The organism is Streptomyces sp. NBC_00461 (assembly GCF_036013935.1).
GTDB lineage: Bacteria > Actinomycetota > Actinomycetes > Streptomycetales > Streptomycetaceae > Streptomyces.
Genome location: NZ_CP107902.1, coordinates 7,697,332 through 7,723,395 on the forward strand (window position 1 = coordinate 7,697,332; position 26,064 = coordinate 7,723,395).

21 protein-coding genes are annotated in these 26,064 nt (G+C 70.1%); 7 read left to right on the forward strand and 14 right to left on the reverse strand.

The window, feature by feature from the left end; genetic code table 11:
* The first annotated feature begins 118 nt into the window (after positions 1 to 118).
* Complete coding sequence (locus OG870_RS35730) at positions 119 to 1,402, forward strand: MFS transporter (protein ID WP_327691854.1); 1,284 nt, start codon at positions 119 to 121, stop codon at positions 1,400 to 1,402.
* 185 nt (positions 1,403 to 1,587) lie between these two features.
* Here OG870_RS35730 and OG870_RS35735 read toward each other — a convergent pair whose 3' ends face one another.
* From OG870_RS35735 to OG870_RS35790, 12 genes are all read right to left on the reverse strand, one after another.
* A complete protein-coding gene (locus tag OG870_RS35735) occupies positions 1,588 to 2,751 on the reverse strand; it encodes an MFS transporter (protein ID WP_266926849.1) in 1,164 nt (387 codons plus the stop codon).
* On the reverse strand, positions 2,748 to 3,548 hold the full coding sequence (locus tag OG870_RS35740) for an ABC transporter permease (RefSeq protein WP_327692353.1): 801 nt from the start codon (positions 3,546 to 3,548) through the stop codon (positions 2,748 to 2,750). The genes OG870_RS35735 and OG870_RS35740 overlap by 4 nt, the downstream gene beginning before the upstream one ends.
* A 5-nt stretch (positions 3,549 to 3,553) precedes the next feature.
* Positions 3,554 to 4,357, reverse strand: a complete 804-nt coding sequence (locus OG870_RS35745; protein ID WP_266523339.1) for an ABC transporter permease — start codon at positions 4,355 to 4,357, stop codon at positions 3,554 to 3,556.
* 1 nt (position 4,358) lies between these two features.
* Complete coding sequence (locus tag OG870_RS35750) at positions 4,359 to 5,366, reverse strand: ABC transporter ATP-binding protein (RefSeq protein WP_266523341.1); 1,008 nt, start codon at positions 5,364 to 5,366, stop codon at positions 4,359 to 4,361.
* A gap of 6 nt (positions 5,367 to 5,372) precedes the next feature.
* Entirely contained in the window at positions 5,373 to 6,440 is a 1,068-nt protein-coding gene (locus OG870_RS35755) for an MFS transporter (protein ID WP_405626945.1), read from the reverse strand.
* Between the two features lie 89 nt (positions 6,441 to 6,529).
* A complete protein-coding gene (locus tag OG870_RS35760) occupies positions 6,530 to 9,409 on the reverse strand; it encodes a glycoside hydrolase family 2 TIM barrel-domain containing protein (protein ID WP_327691855.1) in 2,880 nt (959 codons plus the stop codon).
* 27 nt (positions 9,410 to 9,436) lie between these two features.
* Positions 9,437 to 10,303 carry a carbohydrate ABC transporter permease gene (locus OG870_RS35765; protein WP_266523348.1) on the reverse strand — a complete coding sequence of 289 codons (867 nt, stop codon included), beginning with the start codon at positions 10,301 to 10,303 and terminating at the stop codon, positions 9,437 to 9,439.
* On the reverse strand, positions 10,300 to 11,265 hold the full coding sequence (locus OG870_RS35770) for a carbohydrate ABC transporter permease (protein ID WP_266590929.1): 966 nt from the start codon (positions 11,263 to 11,265) through the stop codon (positions 10,300 to 10,302). The genes OG870_RS35765 and OG870_RS35770 overlap by 4 nt, the downstream gene beginning before the upstream one ends.
* 20 nt (positions 11,266 to 11,285) lie before the next feature.
* Entirely contained in the window at positions 11,286 to 12,551 is a 1,266-nt protein-coding gene (locus tag OG870_RS35775; RefSeq protein ID WP_327691856.1) for an ABC transporter substrate-binding protein, read from the reverse strand.
* Between the two features lie 261 nt (positions 12,552 to 12,812).
* Entirely contained in the window at positions 12,813 to 14,657 is a 1,845-nt protein-coding gene (locus OG870_RS35780) for a glycoside hydrolase (RefSeq protein ID WP_327691857.1), read from the reverse strand.
* Between the two features lie 11 nt (positions 14,658 to 14,668).
* Positions 14,669 to 15,916 carry an ROK family transcriptional regulator gene (locus OG870_RS35785; RefSeq protein ID WP_266523359.1) on the reverse strand — a complete coding sequence of 416 codons (1,248 nt, stop codon included), beginning with the start codon at positions 15,914 to 15,916 and terminating at the stop codon, positions 14,669 to 14,671.
* 236 nt (positions 15,917 to 16,152) lie between these two features.
* A complete protein-coding gene (locus OG870_RS35790; RefSeq protein WP_266590937.1) occupies positions 16,153 to 17,406 on the reverse strand; it encodes an FAD-binding protein in 1,254 nt (417 codons plus the stop codon).
* 230 nt (positions 17,407 to 17,636) lie between these two features.
* Here OG870_RS35790 and OG870_RS35795 point away from each other — a divergent pair, with 230 nt between their 5' ends.
* The 6 genes from OG870_RS35795 (at position 17,637) to OG870_RS35820 (ending at position 25,096) form a co-directional block, all read left to right on the forward strand.
* The gene (locus OG870_RS35795) at positions 17,637 to 18,311 is read left to right on the forward strand and encodes a pyridoxamine 5'-phosphate oxidase family protein (RefSeq protein WP_266843482.1); all 675 of its coding nucleotides are present in this window, start codon (positions 17,637 to 17,639) and stop codon (positions 18,309 to 18,311) included.
* Between the two features lie 59 nt (positions 18,312 to 18,370).
* Positions 18,371 to 19,705 (forward strand): radical SAM protein, encoded by a 1,335-nt coding sequence (locus OG870_RS35800; protein ID WP_266590939.1) that lies wholly within the window; start codon positions 18,371 to 18,373, stop codon positions 19,703 to 19,705.
* A gap of 390 nt (positions 19,706 to 20,095) precedes the next feature.
* Complete coding sequence (locus OG870_RS35805; protein ID WP_327691858.1) at positions 20,096 to 21,574, forward strand: cellulose-binding domain-containing protein; 1,479 nt, start codon at positions 20,096 to 20,098, stop codon at positions 21,572 to 21,574.
* A 214-nt stretch (positions 21,575 to 21,788) separates the two neighbouring features.
* Positions 21,789 to 22,889 carry a ribosome small subunit-dependent GTPase A gene (gene rsgA, locus OG870_RS35810; protein WP_327691859.1) on the forward strand — a complete coding sequence of 367 codons (1,101 nt, stop codon included), beginning with the start codon at positions 21,789 to 21,791 and terminating at the stop codon, positions 22,887 to 22,889.
* Between the two features lie 230 nt (positions 22,890 to 23,119).
* A complete protein-coding gene (locus OG870_RS35815; protein WP_405625292.1) occupies positions 23,120 to 24,598 on the forward strand; it encodes an AlkA N-terminal domain-containing protein in 1,479 nt (492 codons plus the stop codon).
* Positions 24,599 to 24,601: 3 nt separating this feature from the next.
* On the forward strand, positions 24,602 to 25,096 hold the full coding sequence (locus OG870_RS35820; protein ID WP_266523373.1) for a methylated-DNA--[protein]-cysteine S-methyltransferase: 495 nt from the start codon (positions 24,602 to 24,604) through the stop codon (positions 25,094 to 25,096).
* Here OG870_RS35820 and OG870_RS35825 read toward each other — a convergent pair.
* Together OG870_RS35825 and OG870_RS35830 are read right to left on the reverse strand one after the other, a co-directional pair.
* Positions 25,093 to 25,461 (reverse strand): PPOX class F420-dependent oxidoreductase, encoded by a 369-nt coding sequence (locus OG870_RS35825; RefSeq protein ID WP_266843480.1) that lies wholly within the window; start codon positions 25,459 to 25,461, stop codon positions 25,093 to 25,095. The genes OG870_RS35820 and OG870_RS35825 overlap by 4 nt on opposite strands.
* Before the next feature lie 113 nt (positions 25,462 to 25,574).
* A complete protein-coding gene (locus OG870_RS35830; RefSeq protein ID WP_266590949.1) occupies positions 25,575 to 26,057 on the reverse strand; it encodes a DUF456 domain-containing protein in 483 nt (160 codons plus the stop codon).
* Positions 26,058 to 26,064 lie beyond the last annotated feature (7 nt).

Sequence of the window (26,064 nt, forward strand, 5' to 3'; positions counted from 1 at the left end):
TTCGGGGAAACAGTGAAGGGCGAGATCGGCGAAGGATGTGTGGGCGCGGGTGCGTCGGTATCTCGGTCGCCGGTCGTCGGCGAGAGGCATAGGGTTGCCGGGGATTCCAGGGGGGCCGGTGTCGTCGTACGAAGCGCAGAAGGACGGCGGCCGCACGCACGACACCACCACCCCCGCCGGGAGTCAAGTCCTTTGGAAACAAAGGGACTTCGGCATCTTCTGGGCTGCCCAGACCCTCTCCGTCCTCGGTGACTCCTTCGCCCTGATCGCGCTGCCCCTGCTGGTCCTCCAGGCCACGGGCTCGGTGGCGCGCATGGGTCTGCTGACCGCGGTGGGCGGCGCCGCGGCGGTGGCGGCGGGGGTCTTCGCCGGAGTGCTGGTCGACCGGGTCGACCGACGCAGGCTGCTGATCACCTGCGACCTCGTACGGATGGTGCTGTACGGGCTGATCCCGCTGGTGTGGCTCTTCGGCCCGCGGATCTGGCTGCTGTACGTCGTGCTGCCGCTGTGCGAGGCCGTCGGCATGCTCTTCGCCGTCGGCTATGTGACCGTCGTGCGAAGTCTGGTCGGCACCGAGCAACTGACGGAGGCCAACGGGCGTCTGGGCGCGACCGCTGCCGCGGCGGGCGTACTCGGTCCGATGTGTGCGGGGTTGACGGCGGCGTGGGCGGGCCCGGCCGCCGCCGTCGGCGTCGACGCGGGGAGCTTCGGCGTCTCGGCGGCCTGCCTCCTCCTCGTACGCTTCCGTGCCCGCCCCGCGGACGCGCGCTCACCGCAGCGGACCGGCCTGTGGCGGGACCTGCGCACGGGGATCTCCTTCCTCTACGGCCACCCGGTCCTCCGCTCCCTCACCGCCCTTCTCTTCGTCTACAGCTTTCTCACGCTGGGCCTGACCGACCTGGTCATCTATCACCTCAAGCACGACCTCGGCCACGACGACGGCACGGTCGGCACGGTCATGGCGTGCGGCGCGCTCGGCACCATCGCCGGCTCCCTGCTGGTCGCGCGGATCCGCCGCCGGCTCGGCTTCGGATGGACCTGGATGAGTGGGGTCGCGCTGTGCGGCGTGGCGTTCGCCGGGCTGGGATGGGCGCGGGAGGTGCCGGTGATCGCAGTCCTGAGCGCGGCCTTCCTGGCCTGCGGCGGCATCGCGGGCACCTGTTCCATGTCCCTGCGCCAGGAAGTGACTCCGGAACCCCTGCTGGGCCGCGTGACCTCGGCCTTCTGGACCCTCCACTACTCCGCGGCCCCCGTCGGCGCCGCCGTCCTCACCTGGGCGGCGGAACACCGGGGCACGGTGCCGGTGGCGCTGGCGGCGGGTGGCTGCTGCGTACTGATCGCGGGGACGGCGCTGTTCACGCCGATACGAGGGTCGGGGCGCCTCGATCGACCCGCCGACTGACCGACCCGCCGACTGACCGAACTGACCGGTCGACGGACGGGCCGGTCGACGGACTGGCCGACCAGCCAGCCGACTGACAGCCAGCCGACTGACTGGCTGGCCGACCCGCTCACCGGCATGCGCGGCCGACCCGCACAATGCCGTTCGGTGCCGCCACGCGCGCAGCGCCTGGCGCCGACGGCAGGTCAGCCCGTTGCGGGAACCACCACCCGCCTGGCCAGCACCGCGGCCCCCAGTCCCGCCACGATCAGAGCCGCCAGCGCCACCCGCAGGCTCGTCGCCCCGGCCAGCAGGCCCACCGCCGGGCCCGCCAGCAGGAACCCCGGCCACTGGCCGATGGTGATGACCGAGACCCCCTCGCCGGCCGGGACGCCCGGTTGGCGGCCGGCCAGGGCGATCACCGAGGGCAGGACGCACGCGCTGCCCAGACCCACGACGACGAAACCGGTGAGGGCAAGCCACACGGCAGGGCGGACGACGACGACCGTCACCCCCAGTGCCGACGTCAGCAGCGAGAGACGCAGGAAGGCTCGCCGGCCCAGGCGGGCGACGAACCGGTCGCCCAGCAGGCGGCCGGCGAGGATTGCCACCGAGAAGGAGGTGTATGTCGCCGCACCCAGCGCCGCGCCCTCGTCCAGGTAGTCGGCCGTGTAGACCGAACTCCATTGGGAGGCCGCTCCTTCGCCGAAGGATCCCAGGAACGCGATGCCGGCCAGCAGGACGAGCTGGGGAGTGAACCGGTGCTTGAGCGGGCGGCGTTGCTCCTTGTGGGTCGGTGCGTCGCGCGGGAGCCGGGCGCCCAGGATCAGCAGCAGCGTCCCCAGGGTGCCGCTGCTGACCGCCATCTGGATGCCCGGAGAGACGTCCGTGGCCGCGGCGAGGGTGCCCATGACACCGCCCGCCAGCACGCCCACGCTGTAGCAGGCGTGGAAGCCGGACATGAGCGGGCGGCTGTGGGCGCGCTCGACAGCGACGGCGAGTGCGTTCACGGGCGTGGCCAGAAAGGTCGCCCCGACGCCCCACGCGGTCAGGCCCACCACCACGGCCGGGACGGACGAAGCCCCGGCCAGCACCGGCGCGTTGAGCAGGACGACCGCGGCCCCGGCGAGGGCCAGCAGACGCGTACTCACCCGGCCGATCAACAGCGTGATCAGGACGATCGCGACGACATCACCCGCCGCCGACGAGCTGCTCAGCAGTCCCCACCGGGCCGTTTCCACGCCCACCTGGTCCCGGATCGCCGGGATCCGGGCCATCCAACCGCCCTGCGTGCCACCGAGGACGACGAACACCAGGCGTACCGCGAGACGTGCGCGTAAGTCGGCGGATGCGGCCGCCGTGACCGTCATCCGTTCACCCCCGTGTAGTGGTTCAGGCTCCAGCGCCACAGCAGCCGAGCTCCCAGATACGCGATCACCCCGAGCAGCGGGGAGGCCGCCGCCAACCAGTAGGGAACCCCGGTGTTGTGACCGTGACCGGTGAGTACCGCGGCCGGGAAGTAGGCGACGAACGCAAGCGGCAGGCCGAAGGTCAGGAGACCGCTCACCGCCTTGGGCAGCACGTTCAGCGGGTAGCTGCCGAACGTGCCGAGCATTTCCTCCAGCCAGCGGCCCCAGTAGTCCGCGGCCGGGAAGCGCAGCGAGGCGCAGGCCACCGCCGTGAACAGGGCGGCCTCCAGGAGCATGCCGCCGAGCAGACAGGCGAGCAGGTACGTGATCCGCCCCGCGGTCCAGTCGAGGTGGCTGCGGGACAGGGCGCCGACCATCAGGCCCACGGCCACGGTCAGGTCGCCGATCGCGTTGGTGGGGAAGTACTGCAGCTGCACCTGACGGTGGACCGGCATGGGCCGCAGCAGGTAGATGTCGATCAGTCCCTCCTGGATGAACCGGCCGATGCCGTGCATCCGTCCCAGGACCAGCACGAACAGTCCATGCGCGAGCATCCGCGTCGCGGGGATGAGCAGCACGTCGGAGCTGTCCCAGCCGCCCATCCCGGCGAACCGGGACAGCAGCACGGTCGCGAACACGATCACCGACACCTGCCAGATCGCGCCGATCGCGACCATCAGCAGGAACTCGGTGCGGTACTCCAGCTGGGAACGGAGATTGAGACGCGTGACGCGCCAGGCGATCCGGACGGCATTCATAGGCATCAGCCTCCTTGGGAGATGACACGGCGGGCGGCCCGCCGCCACAGGAACCGGGTGAACAGGTGGAGCAGCAGGACCCAGCCGGCCTGGATCGCCAACTGCGGCCCGGCGTCGGACAGGTGGATGCGGCCCACGTACAGCGACAGCGGCACGTTGAGCGTCGCCTGGAAGGGCAGGAAGGTGCTCAGGGTCCGGAACCACCCGGGGAAGAACCACAGCGGGGCGTAGACCCCGGACATCAGGTTCTGCGCGAAGATCAGGATGAGCATCGCCGCGCTGTTGCGCACCGTCCAGAAACACATCTGGTCCAGCAGGAGCATGACGTGGTACAGGACCAGTTGCCCGAGCAGCAGGCTGAGCAGGAACACTCCTGCCACGGCGGCCGATCCGGGTGGCTCCACGACCCCGGCCGCGAGACACACCGCGTAACCGGCGAGCGCCCACGCGGCCCCGTAGACCTGCTCGCCGAGGGCGCGCAGGGCGTGGTAGCGGGCGGGCGGCAGCGGGCGCAGGTACCAGTAGACGATGGTGCCGAAGTGCATGTGCTGGATGACCGTGTCCCGGCCGGCGTACTGGTCCAACTCCCGCAGCCGGGAGGCGAGTACGGCCAGCACGGCGTACGTGATGGCCTGCTCGCGGCTCATCCCGGCCGTGACGGTGGTGTGTTCGTACAGGCCGCTCCACAGCGACGCGACCAGCACCACCTGGACGGTCAGCCGGACCAGCACGGCCGTCATCCGGGGCGGGGCGTGCAACTCGCCGAGGGGGGTGACGCGGGCGGCGCGCCAGGCGTGCAGGACGGCCACCTCAGACCTCTTCCACGGCGGGGCCGGCGTGGACGTACGCCGCCCGCATCACGTCCTCCAGGTCCGCCTCGTCGATGGCGATGCCCGTCACCTCGTAGCGCTCTATGACCGCCTTGAGGGCCTGGTGGACCGTGGGGGCCTCGGGGCCGTCCGGCCCGAACACCACCTGGGGGCCGTCCTGCCGCAGCAGCGCGATGCCCGGCGGCGGTGCGACGTCGGCGTGCCCGTCGGCGAGGGTCGCCCGCACCTGCCAGGTCGAGCCGAACCTGCGGCGGATCTCGTCCAGGGTGCCGTCCAGCACCAGCCGCCCGTGGTTGACCAGGACGACGCGCTCGGCGAGCCGCTCGACCTCGGTCATGTCGTGCGTGGTCAGCAGGACCGTACGGCCGCGTTCCTCCACCTGGTGGCGCAGGAACTCGCGGACCTGCTCCTTGACGACCACGTCCATGCCGATGGTCGGCTCGTCGAGGAAGACCACCGGCGGGTCGTGCAGCAGCGCGGCGGCCATGTCGCAGCGCACCCGCTGGCCGAGGGAGAGATGGCGCACCCGGGTGTCCCAGAACGCGGACAGTTCGAGAATGTCGTCGAACTCCCTTAGCCGGGCGGCGTGTTCGGCCTTCGGCACCTCGTAGATGTCCCGCAGGATCGCGAACGACTCGCGCACCGGCAGGTCCCACCACAGCTGGGTGCGCTGCCCGAACACCGCGCCGATGTTACGGGCGTTGCGCTCCCGGTCCCGGTACGGCACCTCTCCCGCGACCCGGGCCTCGCCGGACGTGGGGGTGAGGATGCCGGTGAGCATCTTGATCGTGGTGGACTTGCCGGCGCCGTTCGGGCCCAGCAGGGCGAGGAGTTCGCCCGCCGCCACCTCGAAGGTGATGTCGGAGACCGCGTGCTTCACCGCTCGTTCCGGGTTGATCAGGGATCTGAGGGTGCCCGTGAGGCCTGGGCGGCGGACCGTGGTGTGGAAGGTGCGGGACAGCCCGCGGACCTCGATGGTGCCGCTCAAATCGACCTACCTCCGGGTGAGTCGGATCAACCAGACGGTCGCCGCGAGCGAGGCGGCGGAGAGTGCGGTGAGCAGCCAGGGGACCGCGTGGATGCCCGAGGTCTCGATGCCCGCACCCAGCAGTGGGGGCGCCGCCACTCCGCCGATCATCGACGCGGCGATGACCCAGGCACCGGCGCGCTTCGCCTGGGGAAGTGCCCTGTTCAGCCAGGGCAGTCCGGTCGGAAAGACCGGCGCGATGAACAAGCCAACACCCGCGTAGGCCACCGGCGCCACTTCTTTTACACGTGCCAGCAGCAGGCAGACGGTCATGCCGGCCGCGCAGATCGTCAGGATCCGCTCGGGGGAGTACCTGAGGGTGATCGGTACGACGAGGAAACGGCCCGCCGTCATCATCAGCCAGTACACGGAGGTCGCGGAAGCGGCCACGGCCGCGCTGTAGCCGACGGTCTCCAGATGGGTGGGCTCCCAGCCGCCGACACCCGCCTCGACGCCGACGTTGAGGATGTACAGGGCGAGGAAGCCGACGAGGACGCGGGGGAGGCCCAGCGGGCGTTCGACGACGGCCGGACCCTCGTCAACCACACCCGTCCGTACGCCACTTGACCCGAAGACGATCAGGAGCGCGGCCAGCACCGCACACGCCCCGAAGGCGTACGCGTACTCGTCCGGACCCAGCCACGCCACGATCGCCGGTCCGAGCACCGCACCGATGCCGAAGTGGGCGTTCAGCACGTTCAGCATGGCGGTGGAGCGGTCGCCGAAGCCGACGGCGAACAGCTGGTTGAGGCCGTAGTCGATGCCGCCGAAGCCGAGGCCGCCGAGGAACGCGGTGCAGAGCGCGAGGGGCCAGTCGGGGGCGAGTGCGAAGCCCGCGGCGCCGGCTGCCATCAGTCCGTAACTCGCCGCCAGCAGAGCCCTGTTGCTGATCCGGGAGTGGATCGCGTTGAAGGCGAGGACGCCTACGACGCCACCCGTGAAGTGCAGGCTCAGGCCGAGACCGGCGCCCGAAGGGGACAGGCCGAACTCCTCGCGCAGGCCCGGGACCACGGGGCCGTAGAGCGCCTGGAGCATGCCGATGAGGACGAAGCCGACGCAGGACGCGACCGCGGCCGGCCGGCTGAAGAGCCGGCCGGCCGCGACGGACCGCGTGTCCGTGTCCGTCAATTGATCTCCGTGAAGACGAAGGAGAACTCGGCCGGCTCGGCGCGCAGGTGGTACTGCGGCAGCACGCCCGGGCCGCAGGAGCCCGTGCCGATGCCGTGCAGGCCGTGGTCGAGGTTGACCCACACGGTGTCACCGGGTGTGAGGTCGGTCAGGTGGGTGGCTGCGTCCAGTTGCTCGGTCGTCCAGCGGCGGGCGCTGAAGTAGAACTCCGGGTCGCCCTCGACGCGCAGCCCGCCGATCTCCGCCCAGCGGACGTCGGCACGCGAGCCGTTCTCCTGCGGACGCACGTACGGAGTCTGCAGCCCGTCCACCGTGGACTCCCAACGGCCCACCCTGGAGGCCTCCTTGGTGTCCGGGTACCCCTCACCGGGGCCGCCGCCGAACCACTTCACGGCGTCGGCCCGAGAGAGCCCGAAGCGGACGCCGAGCCGCGGCAGCGGCATGGTCCACTCGCCCTCGGGCCCCACGGACACGGTCAGCCGCAGCCGGCTGCCGTCGGACGTCCACCGGTACACCACGGCGAGCCCGAACTCCCAGGCGGCCGGCGCCACCCGCGTCCGTACGGTCAACGCGTCGTCGCCGACCTCGACCGAGTCCAGCCGGTGCCGCATGCGGTGCAGGCCGTACTTGCGCCACAGCGTCGAGAAGCGGACGTCCGTCTGCCAGTCCGCGCCCTCGTCGTTGTCCGTGGTCGCCCGCCACACGTCCAGGCGCAGACCGCTCACCTCGACATCGCCGATGGTCTTCAGCGCGCCGGTGCGGGCGTCGAAGGAAGCGGGGCCGAGCGTGATCACGCCGTTGCCCGCCACCGGCCCGTCGGTCGCGGCGACGGAGGCCAACGGCCGTGCGAGGACCGGGATCTGACCCCACGCCACCTCATGGCCCTTCGGCCCCCAGGCGGTGTCCGCGGCCAGCAGCGCCCGTACCGTCCACTGCGTCTCGGCGCCGGCCGGCGTCCGGGAGGGCGGCTGAGGCAGCTTCACGTCGGCCGACTCGCCGGGTGCGAGCGCCGGCACCGACAGCGTGCCCGCCTCGACCGTCTCGCCGTCCACCTGGTACGACCACTCGAAGGCGAGGGCCGACAGGTCCGCGAAGTCGTGCTTGTTGGTCACGCGTACGGTGCCGTCCGCACCGTCGCCCTCGATACGGACCGGCTCGATGACCTTCTTGTACTCGACCAGGCCGGGGGAGGGCCGCCGGTCCGGGAAGACCAGTCCGTCGCAGACGAAGTTGCCGTCGTGCAGCTCCTCGCCGAAGTCGCCGCCGTAGGCGAAGCCCAGCTCGGGATGGGTGATCCCGTGGTCGATCCACTCCCAGACGAAGGCGCCCTGGAGGCGGTCGTACGTCTCGAACAGCCGCTGGTAGTCGCTGAGTCCACCGGGGCCGTTGCCCATGGCGTGCGCGTACTCGCAGAGGATGAAGGGGAGTTCGCGCCGCTTGTGGGTGCCGCCGTCCAGCTCCTGGCCGATTTGCTCGACCTCGGTGTGACTGGCGTACATCCGCGAGTACATGTCGGTGTCGCGGCAGTCCCAGTCGCCCTCGTAGTGCACGAGCCGGGAGGCGTCCCGGCCGTGGATCCACTCGGCCATGGCGGTCAGGCCGCGCCCGGTGCCGGCCTCGTTGCCCAGCGACCAGATGACCACCGACGGGTGGTTCTTGTCCCGCTCCACCATGCGCGCGGCGCGGTCGATCAGGGCGGGGGTCCAGCGGTCGTCGTCGACGGGGTTGTCGCGCCAGGCCTGTTCGGTGAAGCCGTGGGTCTCCAGGTCGCACTCGTCGATGACCCACAGGCCGTACTCGTCGCACAGGTCGAGGAAGGCCGGGTGCGGCGGGTAGTGCGAGGTGCGCACGGCGTTGAGGTTGTGCCGCTTCATCAGCAGCACGTCCTCGCGCATGGTCTCCAGGTCGAGGGTGCGGCCCTTCTCGGGGTGCCACTCGTGGCGGTTGACACCCTTGAAGAGAAGCGGCACGCCGTTGACCTTGATGAGGCCGTCCTCAAGGACGACGGTGCGGAAACCGATGCGCAGCGGCACGCGCTCGCCCTCGGTGACCAGCTCGCCGTCGTACAGCTTCGGCGTCTCGGCGGTCCACGCCTCGACGGGCACCGTCACCGGCTCGCCGGTCGCGACATCGATGTCCAGTGCGGGCACGGACACCCGACCGTCGACGTCGGAGTCGACGCGCAGGGTGCCCTCGCCCGTGACGTGGTCGTAGGCGGCGTGCACGAAGAAGTCGAGGACGCTGCCGGCCGGGCGGTGCAGCAGCGTCACATCACGGAAGATGCCTGGCAGCCACCACTGGTCCTGGTCCTCCAGGTAGGAGCCGGCCGACCACTGGTGCACGCGGACGGCGAGCACGTTCCCGCTCGGCTTCAGCAGATGGCCGACCGCGAACTCGTGCGGCAGCCGGGAGCCCTTGAACTCGCCGAGGTCCGTGCCGTTCAGCCAGAGGCGGGCGCAGGACTCGACGCCGTCGAACCGGATCACCGCACCGCCGTCGGACAGGTCCGGCCAGTCCTGAGGCAGGTCGAAGACACGGATGTGGTCGCCGGTCGGGTTCTCCGTCGGGACGTGCGGCGGATCCACCGGGAAGGGGTAGAGGTGGTTGGTGTAGGCGGGCAGGCCGAACGCGCCGTCGCCCTGCAGAACCCAGTGACCGGGGACCGCGACCTCGGCCCAGTCCCCCGCGTCGAATCCTGGCTCGGCGAACGAGTCGTCCTCGGCGTCGGCGGTCGGTGAGACGCGCAGGCGCCAACTGCCGTTCAGCGAGAGTGACTTGGCGTCAGAAGACGCGTACCAGGCGCGGGGCGGGAGGGCGCCGCTGCCCGGTGAGACGTCCTCGACGTAGTCGATGGCAGTGGTCGTGCGGAAAGACATCGGTCTCCAGGTCTTGAGAGAGAGGTGTCAGCCCTTGATACCGGTCTGCGCGATCCCCTGCACCAGCCAGCGCTGGAGGAAGAGGAACACGAACACCAGGGGCAGGATGGAAACGGCGGTGGCCATGAAGATCAGATGGAAGTTGACGGTCTGGTTGGTCATGAAGGAGGACAGCGCGATCTGGACGGTCCAGGAGCTCGGGTCCTGGCCGATGACCAGCGGCCACAGGAAGGAGTTCCAGGCGCTGATGAACGTGATCGTGGCGATCGCCGCGAAGAAGTTCAGCGAGTTGGGTACGACGATCCGCCAGTACGCGCCCCAGTAGCCGAGTCCGTCCACGCGTGCCGCCTCCTCCAGCTCCTTGGGGAACCCCAGGAAGTACTGCCGGAACAGGAAGCAGGTGAAACCACTGAACAGGCCCGGAATGATCAGACCGCGGTAGGTGTCCACCCAGCCGAGGGACGAGACCAGCACGAAGCTCGGCACGAAGGTGACGGCGGTCGGGACCATCAGGGTCGCCAGGACGGCGTAGAAGACCTTGTTGGCGTGCTTGTACGGGATGCGGGCCAGGCCGTAGCCGGCCAGGGAGCACACCAGGAGGGTGCCGAGCGTCGTCAGGACGGCGACCACCAGCGAGTTGAACATGGAGCGACCGAACTCGACCGTGGGGTCGTCGAACAGTTCGGAGATGTTGCCCCACTGGAAGGAGGGCAGCAGCTTCCAGTTCTCGCCCGTGATCTCCGGGTCGGTGGAGAGAGCGTTGCGGAAGATCAGGTAGAAGGGGATCAGAAAGAGCAGGGCGGCGACGCCGACGGCGACGTACAGTCCCGTGTTCCCGAGGGCGCCCCGGTTCTTCCTGCGCTGCTTGCCGACCTGAGGTGCGGTGGAGGTCACTTGTCCTCCCCCCTTCCGAAGCCCATGAACTTGCCCTGGAGCAGGGTGACGAGGCAGATGAGCAACGACAGGATGACCGCGCCCGCGCTGCCGGCGCCGTAGTCCTGGCTCGTGCCGAGGGCTGTCTTGTACAGCTCCATGAGTGGTGTCTGGGCCCAGGTGGCCTTCTGCCCGACGATGTTGAAGAACTCGTCGAACGCCTGGTACGCGGCGACGAGCAGCAGCAGGATCACCGCGGTCGAGGTGGCCCGCAACTGCGGCAGCGTGATGTGCCGGAAGGTCTGCCAGCCGGGCTTGGCGCCGTCGATGGCGGCGGCCTCGTACAGCTCTGCCGGGATGTTCTGCAGCGCCGCCAGGAACAGGATCATGTAGAAGCCGGACTGGATCCACAGCCGCAGGCTCACGATGACCAGCCAGTACCAGGGCGGGCTGGGATTGGACAGGTAGGCGATGTTGTCGACGCCGAACCAGCCGAGGACCGTGTTCGCCAGGCCGAAGCGGACGCCGCTGAAGATGGACATCTTCCAGATCAGCGCGGCGGCGACGTAGGAGACGGCGGTCGGCAGGAAGAACACCGAGCGGAAGAACGCCCGCATGAACCGCAGTCGGTTGACCAGCAGCGCCAGCCCCAGCGACAGCGCCCAGGTGGTCGGCACGATGAACGCGGCGAACACGGTGAACGTCAGCAGCGAGTCGGGGAACTCGCTGTTGGTCAGGATCTGCTTGTAGTTCTCGAAGCCGGTGAAATGGCTCGGCGTGACGGTGTAGCGCGCGTCGAAGAAGCTGAGCCAGACGCTCCAGCCGATCGGCACGAAGACGAAGATCGCCAGGCCGAAGAGGAACGGCCCGGTGAAGAGCCAGAAGTTGAGGGTGGGGTTGCCCCGCAGGCCCCGCCGCGGCCGGGTCTTGGAGACCTTGGCCGGGGCGGGCTGGGCGACCCCGCGCGTGGTGGTGGTCGACATGTCGTGGTCTTCCCGGCGGCCTATCCGAACAGCTTCTTGAGTTCGACGTTGACCTTCTTGTCGCAGGTGTCGAGCGCCGCCTCCGGGTTGCCGTTCTTACGGACGGAGGACGCGAGCACCTCGGCGAACGCGGTCTGCATGGTCTGGTCGTAGGAGATGTTGTCGAAGTGGCCGTAGTCGGTGAAGAGCTTGACGCCCTCAGCCGGCAGGCCGGACTTGAGCTTGGTGGCCGAGGCCGCGATCGACGTGCGCGGCGGGATGTGGAAGCCGTACGACGTCGCCCAGTCCTCCTGGTACTTCTTCTGGTCGATCCACAGCCACTTGACGTACTCCTTGGCCGCGTCGACGTTCTTGCCCTTGGCGTTGACGAACATCGACCAGCCGCCGTTGTAGACCGACTGCTTGCCGCTGCTGCCGATCTTCGGGAAGGGGAAGATGCCGAGGTCGTCGCCGAGCGCCTTCTGCATGGCCGGCATGGACCACATGCCGCCCCACTGGATGGCACACAGACCCTGGTTGAGCGAGGACGGGTCCCAGAAGTCGGTGGGCGCGTCGAGGAGCACGTTGCCGCTGGTGAACAGCTTGCGGAGCTGCGTGAGGCCCTCGACGACGCCGTCCGTGTGGTAGCCGATCTTGTTGTTCGCGTCGATGGTCTCGGCGCCGGCCGAGAAGATGAGGACGTTCTGTATCGCGGTGAAGTCGTTGCCGAGGAAGACGCCCTTGACCTTGTTGGTGGTGAGTTTGGCGGCGGCCTCGACCAGCTCTTCGAGGGTGGTGGGGACGTCGACCTTGGCCTTCTCCAGCATCGACTTGCGGTAGTAGAAGAACTGCGGGTCGTCGATCATCCGGACGCCGTAGATCTTGCCGTCGACCGTGTGCGACTTGATGTCGGCCGGGTTGAAGTCGTCCTTGACCGGGTCGATGATGTCGCTGAGGTCGGCCACCTGACCGCTCTTGACCATCTGCAGCTGCGGGTGGAACTCGAAGACGTCGGGCGCCTTGCTGGTGAGCAGGGCCGCGAAGAGCGCGGACTCGAAGTTGTTGCCCGTGATCCAGTTGGTGCTGACGTTGGCCTTCTTGTACGCGGCCGCGTACCGCTTGATGGCCTGCTCCGTGCCGGCCTCGCCGTAGGCGTGGAAGTACTGGGTGAGCTGCTCGCCCGAACCCGACCCGCCCCCGCGCCCGTTGTTGCTTCCGCACGCGGCAAGGGTGCCTGCGGCGGCCATGCCTGCGGCGGCCCGGAAGATTGACCGGCGGGACCAGTTGTTGTTGCTCAATGCCGACATGCTGACGTCCTTGTCTCGATTCCGGCTGCGACTGAGGCTGCGGCTCCACGGCTTCAGTGCTGGGTGGCTCAAATTGCGTTGCGGTGCGGGGACGTTAACCTTCGGCTAAGCCTTCGGCAAGGGGTTGGACGAAGTCTGCTCGAAGCGTTGTCTGCGGTTCGGGATGCCGAACAGGGGGATGTGCAAGGGGTTTTGGGGCCGCCGGTTCAGGGGTGGCCGGCGGCCCTCGGACAGCGGGTTTCCCCGGAGTTCTCTACAGTGTCACTGCCTGCTCCAAGCCTCGTTGGTCCCGCCGTTGCAGCTGTAGAGGATCACCCTGCTGCCGTCGGTGGTCGCCTGTCCGCTGACGTCCAGGCACTTGCCGGACGCCTCGCTGAGGATCTGGCCGTTGGCGTTGAGCAGCCAGCGCTGGCCGGCCTCACCGGTGTACTTCGCGGCCGTCGTCAGCCCCGAACCTCCCGCCGTCAGATAGCCGTTCGCGCCCTTCAGAGCGCCCTTGGCGTCGTACGACCAGGACTGCCCGTCGCCGCTCGTGCAGGTGCCGATCGCGGCCCCGGAGGCGTCCGCGGTCAGGCACTTCCCGGACTGCTTGCCCTGGAGTGCGCCCGTGACCGCCGAACTCCCGTGACCCTTCTGGTCGAAGACGTACGTCGTGATGGAGCGGGCCGCGAGGGTCGTCGTGGCCGTTCCCGCGCGTACCGACGGCCTGGCCACCTTGGCCCAGTCCTCGGTGGCCGACGTCCGCACGGCCTGCGAGGCCCGTGCCGGCGACCTGCCGTTGAAGTGCAGGCTCAGCGGTGTGTCGGTGGTGTTGTGGTTGTTGACCACCACTACCCACGTGCCGTTGCTGTCGTAGCTCGACACCTCGACACCGTCGGGCGCCCCGGTCACGTTGTGCGCGACCGAGCCCGGCAGGACGAACTTGCTGTACTGGCCGAGCGCGTAGTACCGCTTGGTGAAGTACAGCTTCTGGTTGCCGTTCGTCGCGTAGTCGGGGTCGTAGTAGATCAGGCCGTCGTTCCAGCCCACGTCGTTCTTCTCGGTGGGGGAGGTGCCGTAGCCGCTGGCCAGGGCCACCCACCACTGGAACGCCGAGTCGTGCGAGCTGGCGAAGTCCTTGTAGATGATCCGCGACGTCAGCAGGGCGTTGTCGATGGTCGGGTCGTACTCCTGGTTCCAGCCCGTCGAGCCCTTGCCGAAGCAGCAGATCTCGCTGGCCCAGGACTTCTTGCCGACCGTTTGCGCCGTCTCGTAGACGTTGCCGAGCTGTCCGTCGTTCGGGTTGTTGTACGTGTGGTGGGCGAGCGCGGACACGTACTGCGCCGTGCCCGGCTGCGAGATCCACTGCGGGACCTCGGACACGAACTGCGTCGTCTGGCTGGACTCGTCGGCGATGATCGACGTCTTCTGGTGCCGGGACCGCTGCTCGGCGCCGAGCGCCCGCACGATGTCGTCGCGTTGGTCCGGCGTGACCTTCATGCCCTCCTGGCCGCAGTCGCCGAAGTCGTTGTCCGGCTCGTTGAACGGGCTGATGTAGTCGAGCTCGGTGCCCTGCTTGGCGAAGTGGTCGGTCACGTCGGCCACGTACTTGGCGTAGTCGCCCTCGTTCGCCGCCTTCAACTGGCCGCCGCAGCTCTGGCCGTTGGTCGTCCACCGAGCGGGCGCGCTGTTGACGAAGCCGATGAGGTCCTCGACACCGTACTTTGCGGCGTACTTGAGGAACGTCCGGCCGCCCTTGTCCCTGCTCCAGTCGTACGTGCCGTCGGAGTTCAGGAAGTCCTGGGCGGCGCGGGCGGGGGTGGTGACCGCGGTGCCGCCACCGCCGATGTTGTAGCGGTACGAGCTGAGGTCCAGGCCTTGCTTCGAGAACAGCAGCTGCGCCACGCGGGCCTGGACCTCGGGCTTGAAGTGCTGCAGGTCGTTGACCCACCAGGCGCCCGACGCACCGATGTCGTCGATGGTCTGGGCGGCGTGCGGGGAGACCTCTGCCGCCGTGGGGGTGGCGGCCGCGGAGGGCGGGGCGGATATGAGGGGTCCGGTGACGGCCAGTGCGGCTGCGGCTGTCAGCAGGACCGATCTACTGCGGTGGGGGTGAGTCACGAGCATCCCTTCCGTCGTCATGAAGGTCGTGCGGTACGGCTCCTGGCGGGGGTGGTGCGCTTGCCGGCCCTCTGCCCCACGGACTGCAGCGCCCCTTCGAGCGCGAACGTGGCCGCGCCCAGGCACACCGGGTCGGTGGGGATGGGGGAGAGGACGATCTCGGTGGCGGCCATCGGCCGCGGCAGCGCGTGCCGGGCGACTGCCTCGCGCACCTCCGTGACCAGGGGCTCGCCGAGGGCGGAGGCGACCCAGCTGCTGAGCACGACCACCTCGGGGTTGAACAGGTTGACCAGGTCGGCGATGCCTGCGCCGAGGTACTTGACGGTGTCGCGGACCACCTTCAGCGCCACCGGGTCGTTGTCGCGCAGCCCCTGGGCCAGCGCGGCGATGGTGGCCGTCTGGTCCTCCGGGTGCAGCAGCGCGCTGTCGGGGCTGAGCTCCCGCAGGTTCAGCATGATTCCGGACGCGCCGACGTAGGCCTCCACGCAGCCGTGCTTGCCGCAGCGGCACAGCCTTCCGTCCAGGACGATCGTGGTGTGGCCCCACTCGCCGGCGCTGTTGCTCACGCCCCGGTGCAGGCCGCCGCCCAGCACCAGTCCGGCGCCCACACCGGTTCCGAGGTTGACCACCACGGCGTCCCCGCGCCCGCGCGCGGCCCCGAACCACAGCTCGGCCACCGCGGAGGCGCGCAGCGGGTTGTCCAGGTACAGGGGGTAGGCGATGTACTCGGTGAGCAGGTCGAGCAGCGGCACGTCGTGCCAGTCCCAGTTCGGCGCGTACTCCGAGACGCCGGTCGCGCGGTCCACCTGTCCGGGCACGCTCACGCCGACGCCGAGCACCCGCGCGCCCTCGATCCCGGCCTGCGCGACCACCGAGCCGACGGCGGCGGCGACATGGCTGACCACCTGCTCGGGGAGGCTCTCGCCGGGGCGCATGTCCTCGTCGGCGCGGGCGAGCACGTTCAGCGCGAGGTCGAACAGCTCGACATGGACGTATGTCTCCGCGATGTCCACGCCGATCAACGCGCCCCCCGACGCGTTGACGGCCACGAGGCCCCGGGGGCGGCCGCCCGCCGAGTCCTCGAATCCGACCTCCGTGATCATCCGCAGATCGAGGAGCTCGCCGACCAGCGTGGCGACCGTGGCGAGGCTCAGCCCGGTGGCGGCCGCCAGCTCCTGCCGAGAGGTGGGAGACTGGGCGATGATCTGGCGCAGCACCTCGTAGCGGTTCGCGGTGCGGATGTCACGTGATGTGCCGCGCTTCATCGAGCTCCCCTTGCTGCCGAACGTGCGGACCGGGGCACGTCGGCTCCGGCGCGGCGCAAATCTATGGGCTCCGGTGACTTTCGACAAGGGGTTAGGAAAGGGGTTTGAGAAAGTCCGGACCCGATGGACCGCGCCGCGCGGCCTGCACGAAGGCGTTGGCGGAGATCAATCGGCGATCAGCGGTGGCTGGTGGCTGGTGGCTGGTGGCTGGTGGCCGGTGAGCGGTCAGTGGGCGATCAGCCGTCCAGTACGTCCCGCACGAACGTGTTGGTGAACTTTCCCGCCGGGTCGAGTCCCCGCACCAGCGCCCGGAAGTCGACCAGTCGCGGATACCGGCCCCGCAGCACGGGTGCCGGCGTGGTGAACACCTTCCCCCAGTGGGGCCGCGCATCGAAGGCATCGAGTGCCTCCTCCACCCGCCGCACCACCGGCAGCACCGCCTCCGTGTCCTCGATCCAGGTGAAGTGCAGCGCCACGGTGTCCCGTCCGTACGCCGGGCTCAGCCACTGTGAGTCGGCGGCCACGGTCCGTACCTCGCAGATCTGCAGCACGGGCGCGATCGTCGTACGGATCGCGTCGAGCGCCTGCAGCGCGTCGAGGGCGTGCGGCCTGGGCAGCAGGTACTCGGACTGCAGCTCGGCACCGCTGCTGGGGACGAACTCGGCCCGGAAGTGCGGCAGTCGCTCGTGCCAGGGCCCCGGCACCCCGAACTGCTCGGTGCAGTTGACCGCCGGCATGCCCGGCACCGGATGCAGCTTCTCCGTCGCCGGCGTGGCCCACGGGAAGTCGGGCAGCGGCTGGTCGGAGCGCCGCTTGAGCCACACCTGCCGGAAGCCGGGCGCCCGCCAGTCGGTGAACAGACTCACGCTGTACGCCGACGCCATGATGGTCTCCAGCGTGCCGAAGTCCAACCCGGCGAGCGGGAGTTCGGTGAACAGATGCTGCTCGACCTGGTAGGCGGGCTCCAGGTCGAGAGTGAGGGCGGTGACGACACCCAGGGCGCCCAGCGAGGTCACGGCTCCTTCGAAGCGCTCGTCGTCGCGCGCGATCGTCACCGTCGCCCCGTCCGCCGCGACCAGCTCCACCTCCCGCACCGCCGACGCGAGCGAGCCGTTGGCGACCCCCGAGCCATGGGTGCCGGTCGCGACCGACCCCGCGACGGAAATGTGCGGCAGGGATGCCATGTTGGGCAGCGCGAGCCCGTGGGCGTCCACCACGCCGGCCAGCTCCGCGTACCGGACCCCGCCCGAGACCCGTACCGTACGGGCCGTCGTGTCCACGTCGATCACCGGCGTCAGCCCGGCGACCGAGAGCAGGACGCCCTCGCTGCCCGGCTCGGCGATCTCGTTGAAGGAATGCCCGCTGCCCAGCACGCGCACCTTCGCGCTCGCGCCCACCAGAGCCCTGAGCGCGTCGAGCGAATGCGGGCGCTGCAGTTCCTTGGCCGCGTAGGTGATGTTGCCGGCCCAGTTGGTGACCGTCTCCGTCATTCCTGCCGTCCCTCGTCTTGAAGTGCGTGTACGTCGACCCTCTCATTTGCCGCCGACACGATAGAGAGCGTTTTCCACACGGTTTCCGCGACCTCGTGCGGTGCGCCGTCGCAATTCTCCAGCGCTGAAGGCGGCTATTCTCCTGCGGATTTCGTTGTCCTGGCGTGCGACAGAGGCTGATCACGCAACTCTCTGGCGATTTCGCCGCGATATCAGTAGTCTGCGGGCCCATGGTCCCTGAACCACTGCCCGCTGCCCTTCCCCGGACCGAGCTGACCCGTCACCGCCGTCTGCGCGAGCAGGGCAGCCTGGAGCGGGCCGATCTGGACGCGATCCTCGATGCCGGGTTCGTCTGCCATCTGGGAGTGGTGGTCGAGGGGCGGCCACTGGTCGTGCCGACGGTCTTCGGGCGCGACCGGCGGCAGCTCTATCTGCACGGCTCCGTGGCCAGCCGCAGCCTCGCGGGCGGCACCCCGGTGTGCGTCACCGTCACGCACGTCGACGGCCTGGTTCTGGCCCGCTCGGTCTTCGAGCACGGCGTGAACTACCGCAGCGCGATGATCCACGGCGAGGCCCGCAAGGTCACCGACCCCGAGGAGAAGCTGGCAGGCCTGCGCCGTCTCACCGAGCAGGCGACACCGGGCCAGTGGCAGTACGCCCGCCGGCCGAACCGCAAGGAACTCGCCGCCACCACTCTCCTCGCCCTCTCCCTCGAAGAGGCCTCGGTCAAGATCCGCACCGGCCCGCCCGACGACGGCGACAGCGACGACGCGGCCCTCGGCGTCTGGGCCGGCACCCTGCCCCTGGCCTCGGCCTGGGGCGCCCCCGTACCCGACCCCCAGCTCCCGCCCGGCATTCCCGTACCGGGACACATCGCGCGCCGCGAGGGGACCCGGCACGGCTGACACCCGGGCGAAGGCATACCGTGAGGAGTCGAACGCCTGAGCCGGGAGGAGAGATCTGGATGGGCAGCCGTACCGCACTGGTCGAGGATCTGATGGAGCGGTTCCCGCACGTACCGCGGGAAGCCGTTTTCAAGGAGGACCTGCTGCGCGGCGGGGTGGCCTTCGACCCGTCCGCGCTCAGCGACAACGAGTCCGGCGAGGTCAAGCCGAAGTCGTACTTCATCTTCTCCTTCGACCACGGCACCCTGCCGGAGCTCGGTGAGGCCGCGCTCAGGCGGCCCCCGGAGGAGATCATCCTCACCGGCGGCCCGTACGACCTGCGCCGGACCGTCGTCTCCGTGCGCGTGAACCCGACCTCGCCCTATCGCGTCGCCGCCGACGACGAGGGCGTGCTCGGGCTCTACCTCGACGGGAAGCGCATCGCCGACGTGGGCGTGCCGCCGATGCCCGAGTACTACCGGCACACCCTCTCCAACGGGAAGTCCGTCATGGAGGTCGCCCCGACCATCCAGTGGGGCTACCTCATCTACCTCACCGTCTTCCGGGTCTGCCAGTACTTCGGCGCCAAGGAGGAGTGCCAGTACTGCGACATCAACCACAACTGGCGTCAGCACAAGGCGGCCGGCCGGCCCTACACGGGTGTCAAGGACGTCGAGGAGGTGCTGGAGGCCCTGGAGATCATCGACCGGTACGACACCCAGAAGGCCTCCACCGCCTACACCCTCACCGGCGGCGCGATCACCAAGACGGTCGCCGGACGAGACGAGGCCGACTTCTACGGGCACTACGCCAAGGCCATCGAGGAGCGCTTCCCGGGCCGGTGGATCGGGAAGGTCGTCGCCCAGGCCCTGCCGCGCGACGACGTGCAGCGGTTCAAGGACTACGGAGTGCAGATCTACCACCCCAACTACGAGGTGTGGGACCGCCGGTTGTTCGAGCTGTACTGCCCGGGCAAGGAGCGCTACGTCGGCCGCGACGAGTGGCACAAGCGCATCCTCGACTCGGCGGAGATCTTCGGCGCGCGCAACGTCATCCCCAACTTCGTGGCGGGCGTGGAGATGGCCGAGCCCTTCGGCTTCACGACGGTCGACGAAGCCATCGAGTCGACCACCGAAGGCCTGCGCTTCTTCATGTCGCACGGCATCACGCCCCGCTTCACCACCTGGTGCCCCGAGCCGACGACCCCGCTAGGCAAGGCCAACCCGCAGGGCGCTCCGCTGGAGTACCACATCCGTCTGCTCCAGGCCTATCGCCAGACGATGGACGACTTCGGCCTCGCCTCCCCGCCCGGATACGGTCCCCCCGGACCCGGCCGCGCCGTGTTCTCCGTCAGCTCCTTCATGGACAGCCTTCCGGCGCAGGAGCCCTCCGCCGAGGAGTCGACGAAGGTGTGACTCCCGCCGAACCGCCGAACCGCCGGCAGGGTCGAGGGGCCGAGGGGCCGAGGGGTCCAGTGTCCGGGGCGCCGAGGGGCCGATAAATGTCGGCAGGGATTGATACTTCGTGGCGTTCCTTCCGTATAACTCTCATAGCAACGAGGAGTGGATGCAGGAGTGCAGGGCCGAGGCCCTCGACGCGCATGGGCGGGTCGTGGGGGTCGTGCACTCCGACCGGTAGGACGGCGCCCACCGGCGGTCGCCGTCCGGCGACCGCCGGTCACGGGATTTGAAAAGGGCGCTTGTCAGTTGTGTGAAAGACGTGAAAGGGTCGGGCCCTGCACGAGGTTCCCCGCAACTCCGTTGCCAATAAGCTGAGTTGACCTCGTTTGTGGATGCAGGAGACTCATGCCCGACCTGCCGACCCCGAAGAACGCCGCCGAGGCAGCGCTGTTCTCCGAGTGCTGGGACGCGGTGCTTTCCTACGCCGACCTGTGCACCGCCGGCGCCGCCGCGGCCACCCAGCTCGCCACGGAGGCGTTCACGCTCGGTGTACGTGAGGTCCGCGCCGCCGAGACCGCAGGCGACCGGAACAACGGCCGCCGCTCGCCCCGACTCCCCGTCATCCCGCTGCTGTTGACCGCCGTACGCACCACGGCGGCGGAGTGGGAGGCCTGCGGACAGGGCCATGACCTCGACCCCGACCTGCGCCTGTGGCTCAACTCGGACAAGGCCGCGCGCTACACCGGACTTCCGCTGCGCCGCCCGCTCGCCCTGCGCGGCCTGCGCGATCTGCAGGAACCGGACGCGGAACTGCTGTGGCTGGCCGAGGTGGAGGCGCTGCCGCGGCCCGTGGTGGCCCGACGCCTCGGCCTCGACCCGGCTCTCGTGGGCGAGGAACTCGACCAGGTACGGGGCCTGTTCAGGGACCGCTGCCACCGCAACCACCTCGACACCCCGATGGACGCGCAGTGCCGCAGCTATGCGCGCCTCCTCGACGCGATCACCAGGTCGCCCGCCGCCGAGATCCCGCAGGACCTCTCGCGGCACCTCGCCACCTGCGTGGACTGCGCGGAGGCCGCCGCCTGTCTGCGTCCTCAGGGCGGCGGACTGCCCGCCGCCCTGTCCGGCGGGGTGATCGGCTGGGGCGGCCTCGCCTACCTGGAACGCCGGCGCCGCGCGGCAGAGGTACGCCTCGGCGCCGGACGCCCCGAGCTCACCGACGGGCAGGGCGACCCGAAGGTCGCCGCCACGAACCGGCCGCGCGCCCTGCGCAACGGCCTCCTCGTCGCCGCCGTGCTCGTGTCGCTGCTCGCGCTGGCCGTGTCGATGATGCCGTTCGGCGGCACCGACGACGCCGCGACCGGCGACCTCCCGGCCGACAGCTCACCCGTGGCGGCACCCCGCCCATCCCTGCCCTCCGTCACCTCGTCGCCGACCGGCACCCCCACGCCGTCCGCCACCGCGACGAAGTCCGGCGACCGCAAGAACCCCGACCCGGAACCCCAGGGCACCTCCTCTGCCACGACCACGGCCACCAGCCGCCCGGTACCCGACAAGAGCGAGCCCGCCACCTGCAAGGTCGCCTACGAACTGGTCAACCAGTGGCCCGACGGCTTCCAGGCCACCGTCTCCGTCACCACGACCGACGCCCTCGACTCCTGGCGGGTCGCCTGGTCCTTCCCGGACGGCCAGCAGGCCACCCAGATGTGGGACGCGAGCTTCGCCCAGAACGGCTCCCGCGTCACCGCCACCGCTGCCGACTACAACAGGTCCGTCCCCGCCGACGGCACGCTCTCCTTCGGCTTCCTCGCCTCCTGGAGCGGCAAGAACGCGCCGCCGTACGACTTCACGCTGAACGGGCACGCCTGCACGAAAACCGGTTGACGCACTGCTGCCGCAGCGGGCTACTGTGGCATCGGTTCGCACGGCGGCAGACGGCCGCCGTGTCCCAAGAGAGCATGAACGAGGAGGTGTTGACCGATGACTGTCATTGCGATGAGTGCTACCCGCATCCAGTTCATCTTCATCAAGTCCACCTCCGTGGCCGCCGGCTGATCTCACCACCGTCTTGCCGGGGCCGCCCCTTGAAGGGTCTCCCTTGACTTCCAGCTCTGCTCTTTCCGATTTCTCCGCGCTCGCTCCCTACGGCTGGGACGACGCATGGGCGGACGAGTTCGCCCCGTACGACACCGAAGGACTGCTGCCCGGGCGCGTGATCCGGGTCGACCGCGGCCAGTGCGACGTGGTCACCGCCGACGGGACGGTGCGGGCCGACACCGCGTTCGTCACCCCGCACGACCCGCTGCGGGTCGTGTGCACCGGCGACTGGGTCGCCCTCGAAACCGGCGGGAACCCCCGCTATGTACGCACGTATCTGCCGCGCCGTACCGCCTTCGTGCGTTCCACCTCCTCCAAGCGGTCCGAGGGGCAGATCCTCGCCGCCAACGTCGACCACGCGATCGTCGCCGTGTCCCTCGCCGCCGAACTCGACCTCGGCCGCATCGAACGATTCCTGGCGCTGGCCTGGGAGTCGGGCGCGCAGCCGCTGGTCGTGCTGACCAAGGCCGACCTGGTGCCGGACGCGGCGACGCGCTCGCATCTCGTCCAGGACGTCGAGCTGTCGGCGCCGGGCGTGAGGGTGCTGACGGTCAGCGCCCAGGACGGCGACGGGCTCGACGCCCTCGTGTCCCTCGTCTCCGGCGGCACCGCCGTGCTGCTCGGGCAGTCCGGCGCGGGCAAGTCCACCCTCGCGAACGCGCTCCTCGGCGCCGAGGTGATGGACGTGCAGGCCACGCGGGACATCGACGGCAAGGGACGCCATACGACGACCACGCGCAACCTGCTCGCCCTGCCCGGCGGGGGTGTCCTCATCGACACGCCGGGGCTGCGGGGCGTGGGTCTGTGGGACGCCGAGATCGGCGTCGGACAGGTCTTCGCCGAGATCGGGGAACTGGCCGGGCAGTGCCGCTTCCACGACTGCGCGCACGAAGCGGAGCCGGGGTGCGCGGTGCGGGGGGCCGTCGAGGACGGTGAGCTGCCGCACCGGCGACTGGAGAGCTACCGCAAGCTCATGCGGGAGAACCAGTGGATCGTGGCCAAGACCGACGCGCGGGTTCGGGCGGAGGTTCGGCGGGAGTGGAAGCGGAAGGGGGCCGCGGGGCGGGCTGCGATGGATCTGAAGCGGGGGCGTTTGCACTGAGCCGGTGTGTCGGCGCTGAGCCGGTGTTGGGGGCGCCGTCCTCTGGGGGCTGCCGCCCCCAGGCCCCCGCTTCGGCCTGAACGGCCTCGTCCTCAAACGCCGGACGGGCTGGTATGTGCTGGCCGGGCTGAAATGCGTCGGCTCGAACTGAAATGAATCAGCTGGACTGAAATGAATCAGCCGGACCGAAATGAATCGGCGCGGGTTGAAATCGATCAGTGCGGGTTGAAATGGATCAGCGCGGGCTGCGGAGCTTCGTGTCCGAATTCCGCCAGCTCGGTGTGGTGGCGGGGTGGAGACTGGGGGATGTGAGGGACGACGACAGCAGGTATGAAGCCGTGCGGAGCCGGGATGCCCGGTTCGACGGGGAGTTCTTCTTCGCCGTCGAGACCACGGGGATCTACTGCCGGCCCAGTTGCCCGGCGGTGACGCCGAAGCGGCGCAATGTGCGGTTCTTCGCGACGGCCGCCGCCGCGCAGGGCTCGGGGTTCCGGGCCTGTAGGCGGTGCCGGCCCGACGCCGTGCCGGGGTCGGCCGACTGGAACGTGCGTGCCGACGCCGTGGGGCGCGCCATGCGGCTGATCGGGGACGGGGTCGTCGACCGGGAAGGCGTGGCGGGACTCGCCGCGCGGCTCGGGTACAGCGCCCGGCAGGTGCAGCGGCAGCTCACCACCGAGCTCGGCGCCGGACCGGTCGCGCTCGCCCGGGCTCAGCGGGCGCACACCGCGCGCGTGCTGGTGCAGACGACGGAGCTGCCGATCACGGAGATCGCGTTCGCGTCCGGGTTCGCCAGCGTGCGGCAGTTCAACGACACCATGCGGGACGTGTACGCGTCGACACCCAGCGAGCTGCGGGCCACCGCGCCCAGGAGCGGCCGGGCCGGCCGGCGGGCGGCCACCCCCACCGCGGGGATCCCCCTGCGGCTCGCCCACCGGGGCCCGTACCAGGCCGGCGCCGTCTTCGACCTGCTGGCGGACGAGGCCGTGTCCGGTGTGGAGGAGGTGAGCGGGGAACGTGGGCGGCGGACGTACCGCCGTACCCTCCGCCTACCGCACGGCACCGGCATCGTCGCCGTCGACGAGCGCACCGGCACGGCGAAGTCCGCGTCCGGTGCCCATCCGGGCGGCTGGCTGGACGCCCGGCTGCATCTCACCGACCCGCGCGACCTGACCACCGGCGTGGGGCGGCTGCGGCGGCTCTTCGACCTCGACGCCGATCCGTACGCCGTCGACGAGCGGCTCGGCGGCGACGAACGGCTCGCGCCACTGGTCGCCGCCCGGCCGGGGCTGCGGTCCCCGGGAGCCGCCGATCCCGACGAACTGGCGGTGAGGGCACTGACGGGCCCGGCGGAGGCCGAGCGGCTCGTGCGCCGGTACGGCAAGGCGCTCGACGCCCCGTGCGGCAGCCTCACCCACCTCTTCCCCGAGCCCGCCGTCCTCGCGGAGGCCGAACCGGAAGGCACCCTGGGCGCGCTCACCGCCGCCCTCGCCGACGGTGCCGTACGCCTCGACCCGGGCGCCGACCGCGACGACGCCGCGGCCGCGCTGCTCGCCCTCCCCGGCCTGGACGCCGGCACGGTCGCCGTCATCCGCACCCGGGCCCTCGGCGACCCCGACGTCGCCCCGCCCGGCCCGGACGTTCCCGACAGCTGGCGCCCCTGGCGCTCGTACGCCCTGCAACACCTGCGTACCGCAGGAGAGTTGGACTGAAGCATGAGCATCCTCTGGACCCACGTCGACAGCCCCGTCGGGCCTCTGCTTCTCACCGCGGACCCCACCGGTGCCCTGACCTCCCTCTCCGTGCCCGGGCAGAAGAACGGCCGCACGGTGCAGGAGGACTGGCGGCACGACCCCGGCCCGTTCCGGACGGCCGAGGAACAGCTCTGCGCCTACTTCGCCGGTGAACTCAAGGATTTCCGGCTGGAGTTCAGCACGGCGGGGAGCGAGTTCCGGGAGAGGGTGTGGGCCGCCCTGGACTCGGTTCCCTACGGGGCGACCACGACGTACGGCGAGATCGCCGCCCGTATCGGCGCTTCCCGTGCCGCCGTGCGGGCCGTCGGCGGTGCGATCGGAGCCAACCCGTTGCTCATCGTCCGGCCGTGCCATCGCGTGATCGGCGCGGACGGGGCCCTCACGGGGTACGCGGGCGGCCTCGATCGCAAGGTGCGGCTGCTGACGCTGGAGGGATCCCTCCCGTCGCCCCGCTAGTCCTCCAGGCCCCAGCTGTGGATCCGCCTCGGATGGATGCGGATCAGCTCCTCGCTGAAGTGTGCGCCCAACTCGTGTGGACCGGTGAGGAGTTCGGCCTCACCGCGGATGTCGACACCGCGCACCTTCCACGGGCGAAGGCTCGCGATGTCGTCGACGACCAGGGCGACCTTGGGGTTCTGCCGGAGGTTGCGCCACTTCTTGGTGGTGCCCAGGGCGTATCCGCCGACCAGGATCGTGCCGTCCTCCTGGGGAAAGAAGCCGACCGGGTTGGCCTGCGGCTGCCCGTGCGGGTCGACGGTGGCCAGCCGCCCCAGCCGCTGCGCCTTCAGATACGCGCGCTCGGCCTCGCTGAATTCGGTCATGACAGTCACCCAAACACGCCCACCCGCCCGGCACATCGGCTCCTCGCCCTAGTACCGCGGGCCTACGCCCGTCGCGTCGGGACTCCGGACACCGGCCGGCCGGACCCCGGCTCTCAGCCCCAGATCACCGCGCCCACCCACGCCCCCGCGATCAGCAGACAGGTGAACAGCTCCGCCAGCACGCTGGAGCCGCCCGAGCGCATCGCGGTGCGCAGCGCGGCCATCGCCTCGCCGTGCCGGCCCAGGCGGAGGCGTTCGCTGAGGTAGATGCCGCCCATGAAGCCGGGGATCGCGCCGAGCACGGGTATCAGGAAGAAGCCCAGGAACGCCCCCGCCCCCGCGTACACCCCCATGCGGGGGGTCGCGCCGCTCTCGCGCAGCCGTCTCGGCGGCAGCGCCCAGCGCACCACCTGGGAGAGGAACAGCGCGACCGTCGCACCCACCAGGACCCACCAGGACACCGCCTGCGGATCCTTCAGCGCCCACCACAGGACCGCGGCCCACACGAGCCACGATCCCGGCACCACGGGCACCAGCACTCCGCACAGGCCGAGCAGGAGGACCAGCGCGACCAGCAGGAGGTCCCACACTCCCATCTGACCA

Excerpts from the sequence above, each read along its gene's own strand:
- OG870_RS35820 (WP_266523373.1), top strand. The coding sequence starts at position 24,602 with ATGAGCATCCTCTGGACCCACGTCGACAGCCCCGTCGGGCCTCTGCTT.
- OG870_RS35735 (WP_266926849.1), bottom strand. The coding sequence starts at position 2,751 with ATGACGGTCACGGCGGCCGCATCCGCCGACTTACGCGCACGTCTCGCG.
- OG870_RS35740 (WP_327692353.1), bottom strand. The coding sequence starts at position 3,548 with ATGAATGCCGTCCGGATCGCCTGGCGCGTCACGCGTCTCAATCTCCGT.
- OG870_RS35805 (WP_327691858.1), top strand. The coding sequence starts at position 20,096 with ATGCCCGACCTGCCGACCCCGAAGAACGCCGCCGAGGCAGCGCTGTTC.
- OG870_RS35800 (WP_266590939.1), top strand. The coding sequence starts at position 18,371 with ATGGGCAGCCGTACCGCACTGGTCGAGGATCTGATGGAGCGGTTCCCG.
- OG870_RS35780 (WP_327691857.1), bottom strand. The coding sequence starts at position 14,657 with ATGCTCGTGACTCACCCCCACCGCAGTAGATCGGTCCTGCTGACAGCC.
- OG870_RS35830 (WP_266590949.1), bottom strand. The coding sequence starts at position 26,057 with ATGGGAGTGTGGGACCTCCTGCTGGTCGCGCTGGTCCTCCTGCTCGGC.
- OG870_RS35795 (WP_266843482.1), top strand. The coding sequence starts at position 17,637 with ATGGTCCCTGAACCACTGCCCGCTGCCCTTCCCCGGACCGAGCTGACC.
- OG870_RS35755 (WP_405626945.1), bottom strand. The coding sequence starts at position 6,440 with ATGCTCCAGGCGCTCTACGGCCCCGTGGTCCCGGGCCTGCGCGAGGAG.
- OG870_RS35825 (WP_266843480.1), bottom strand. The coding sequence starts at position 25,461 with ATGACCGAATTCAGCGAGGCCGAGCGCGCGTATCTGAAGGCGCAGCGG.
- OG870_RS35770 (WP_266590929.1), bottom strand. The coding sequence starts at position 11,265 with ATGTCGACCACCACCACGCGCGGGGTCGCCCAGCCCGCCCCGGCCAAG.
- OG870_RS35775 (WP_327691856.1), bottom strand. The coding sequence starts at position 12,551 with ATGTCGGCATTGAGCAACAACAACTGGTCCCGCCGGTCAATCTTCCGG.
- OG870_RS35790 (WP_266590937.1), bottom strand. The coding sequence starts at position 17,406 with ATGACGGAGACGGTCACCAACTGGGCCGGCAACATCACCTACGCGGCC.
- OG870_RS35785 (WP_266523359.1), bottom strand. The coding sequence starts at position 15,916 with ATGAAGCGCGGCACATCACGTGACATCCGCACCGCGAACCGCTACGAG.
- OG870_RS35815 (WP_405625292.1), top strand. The coding sequence starts at position 23,120 with ATGGATCAGCGCGGGCTGCGGAGCTTCGTGTCCGAATTCCGCCAGCTC.
- OG870_RS35760 (WP_327691855.1), bottom strand. The coding sequence starts at position 9,409 with ATGTCTTTCCGCACGACCACTGCCATCGACTACGTCGAGGACGTCTCA.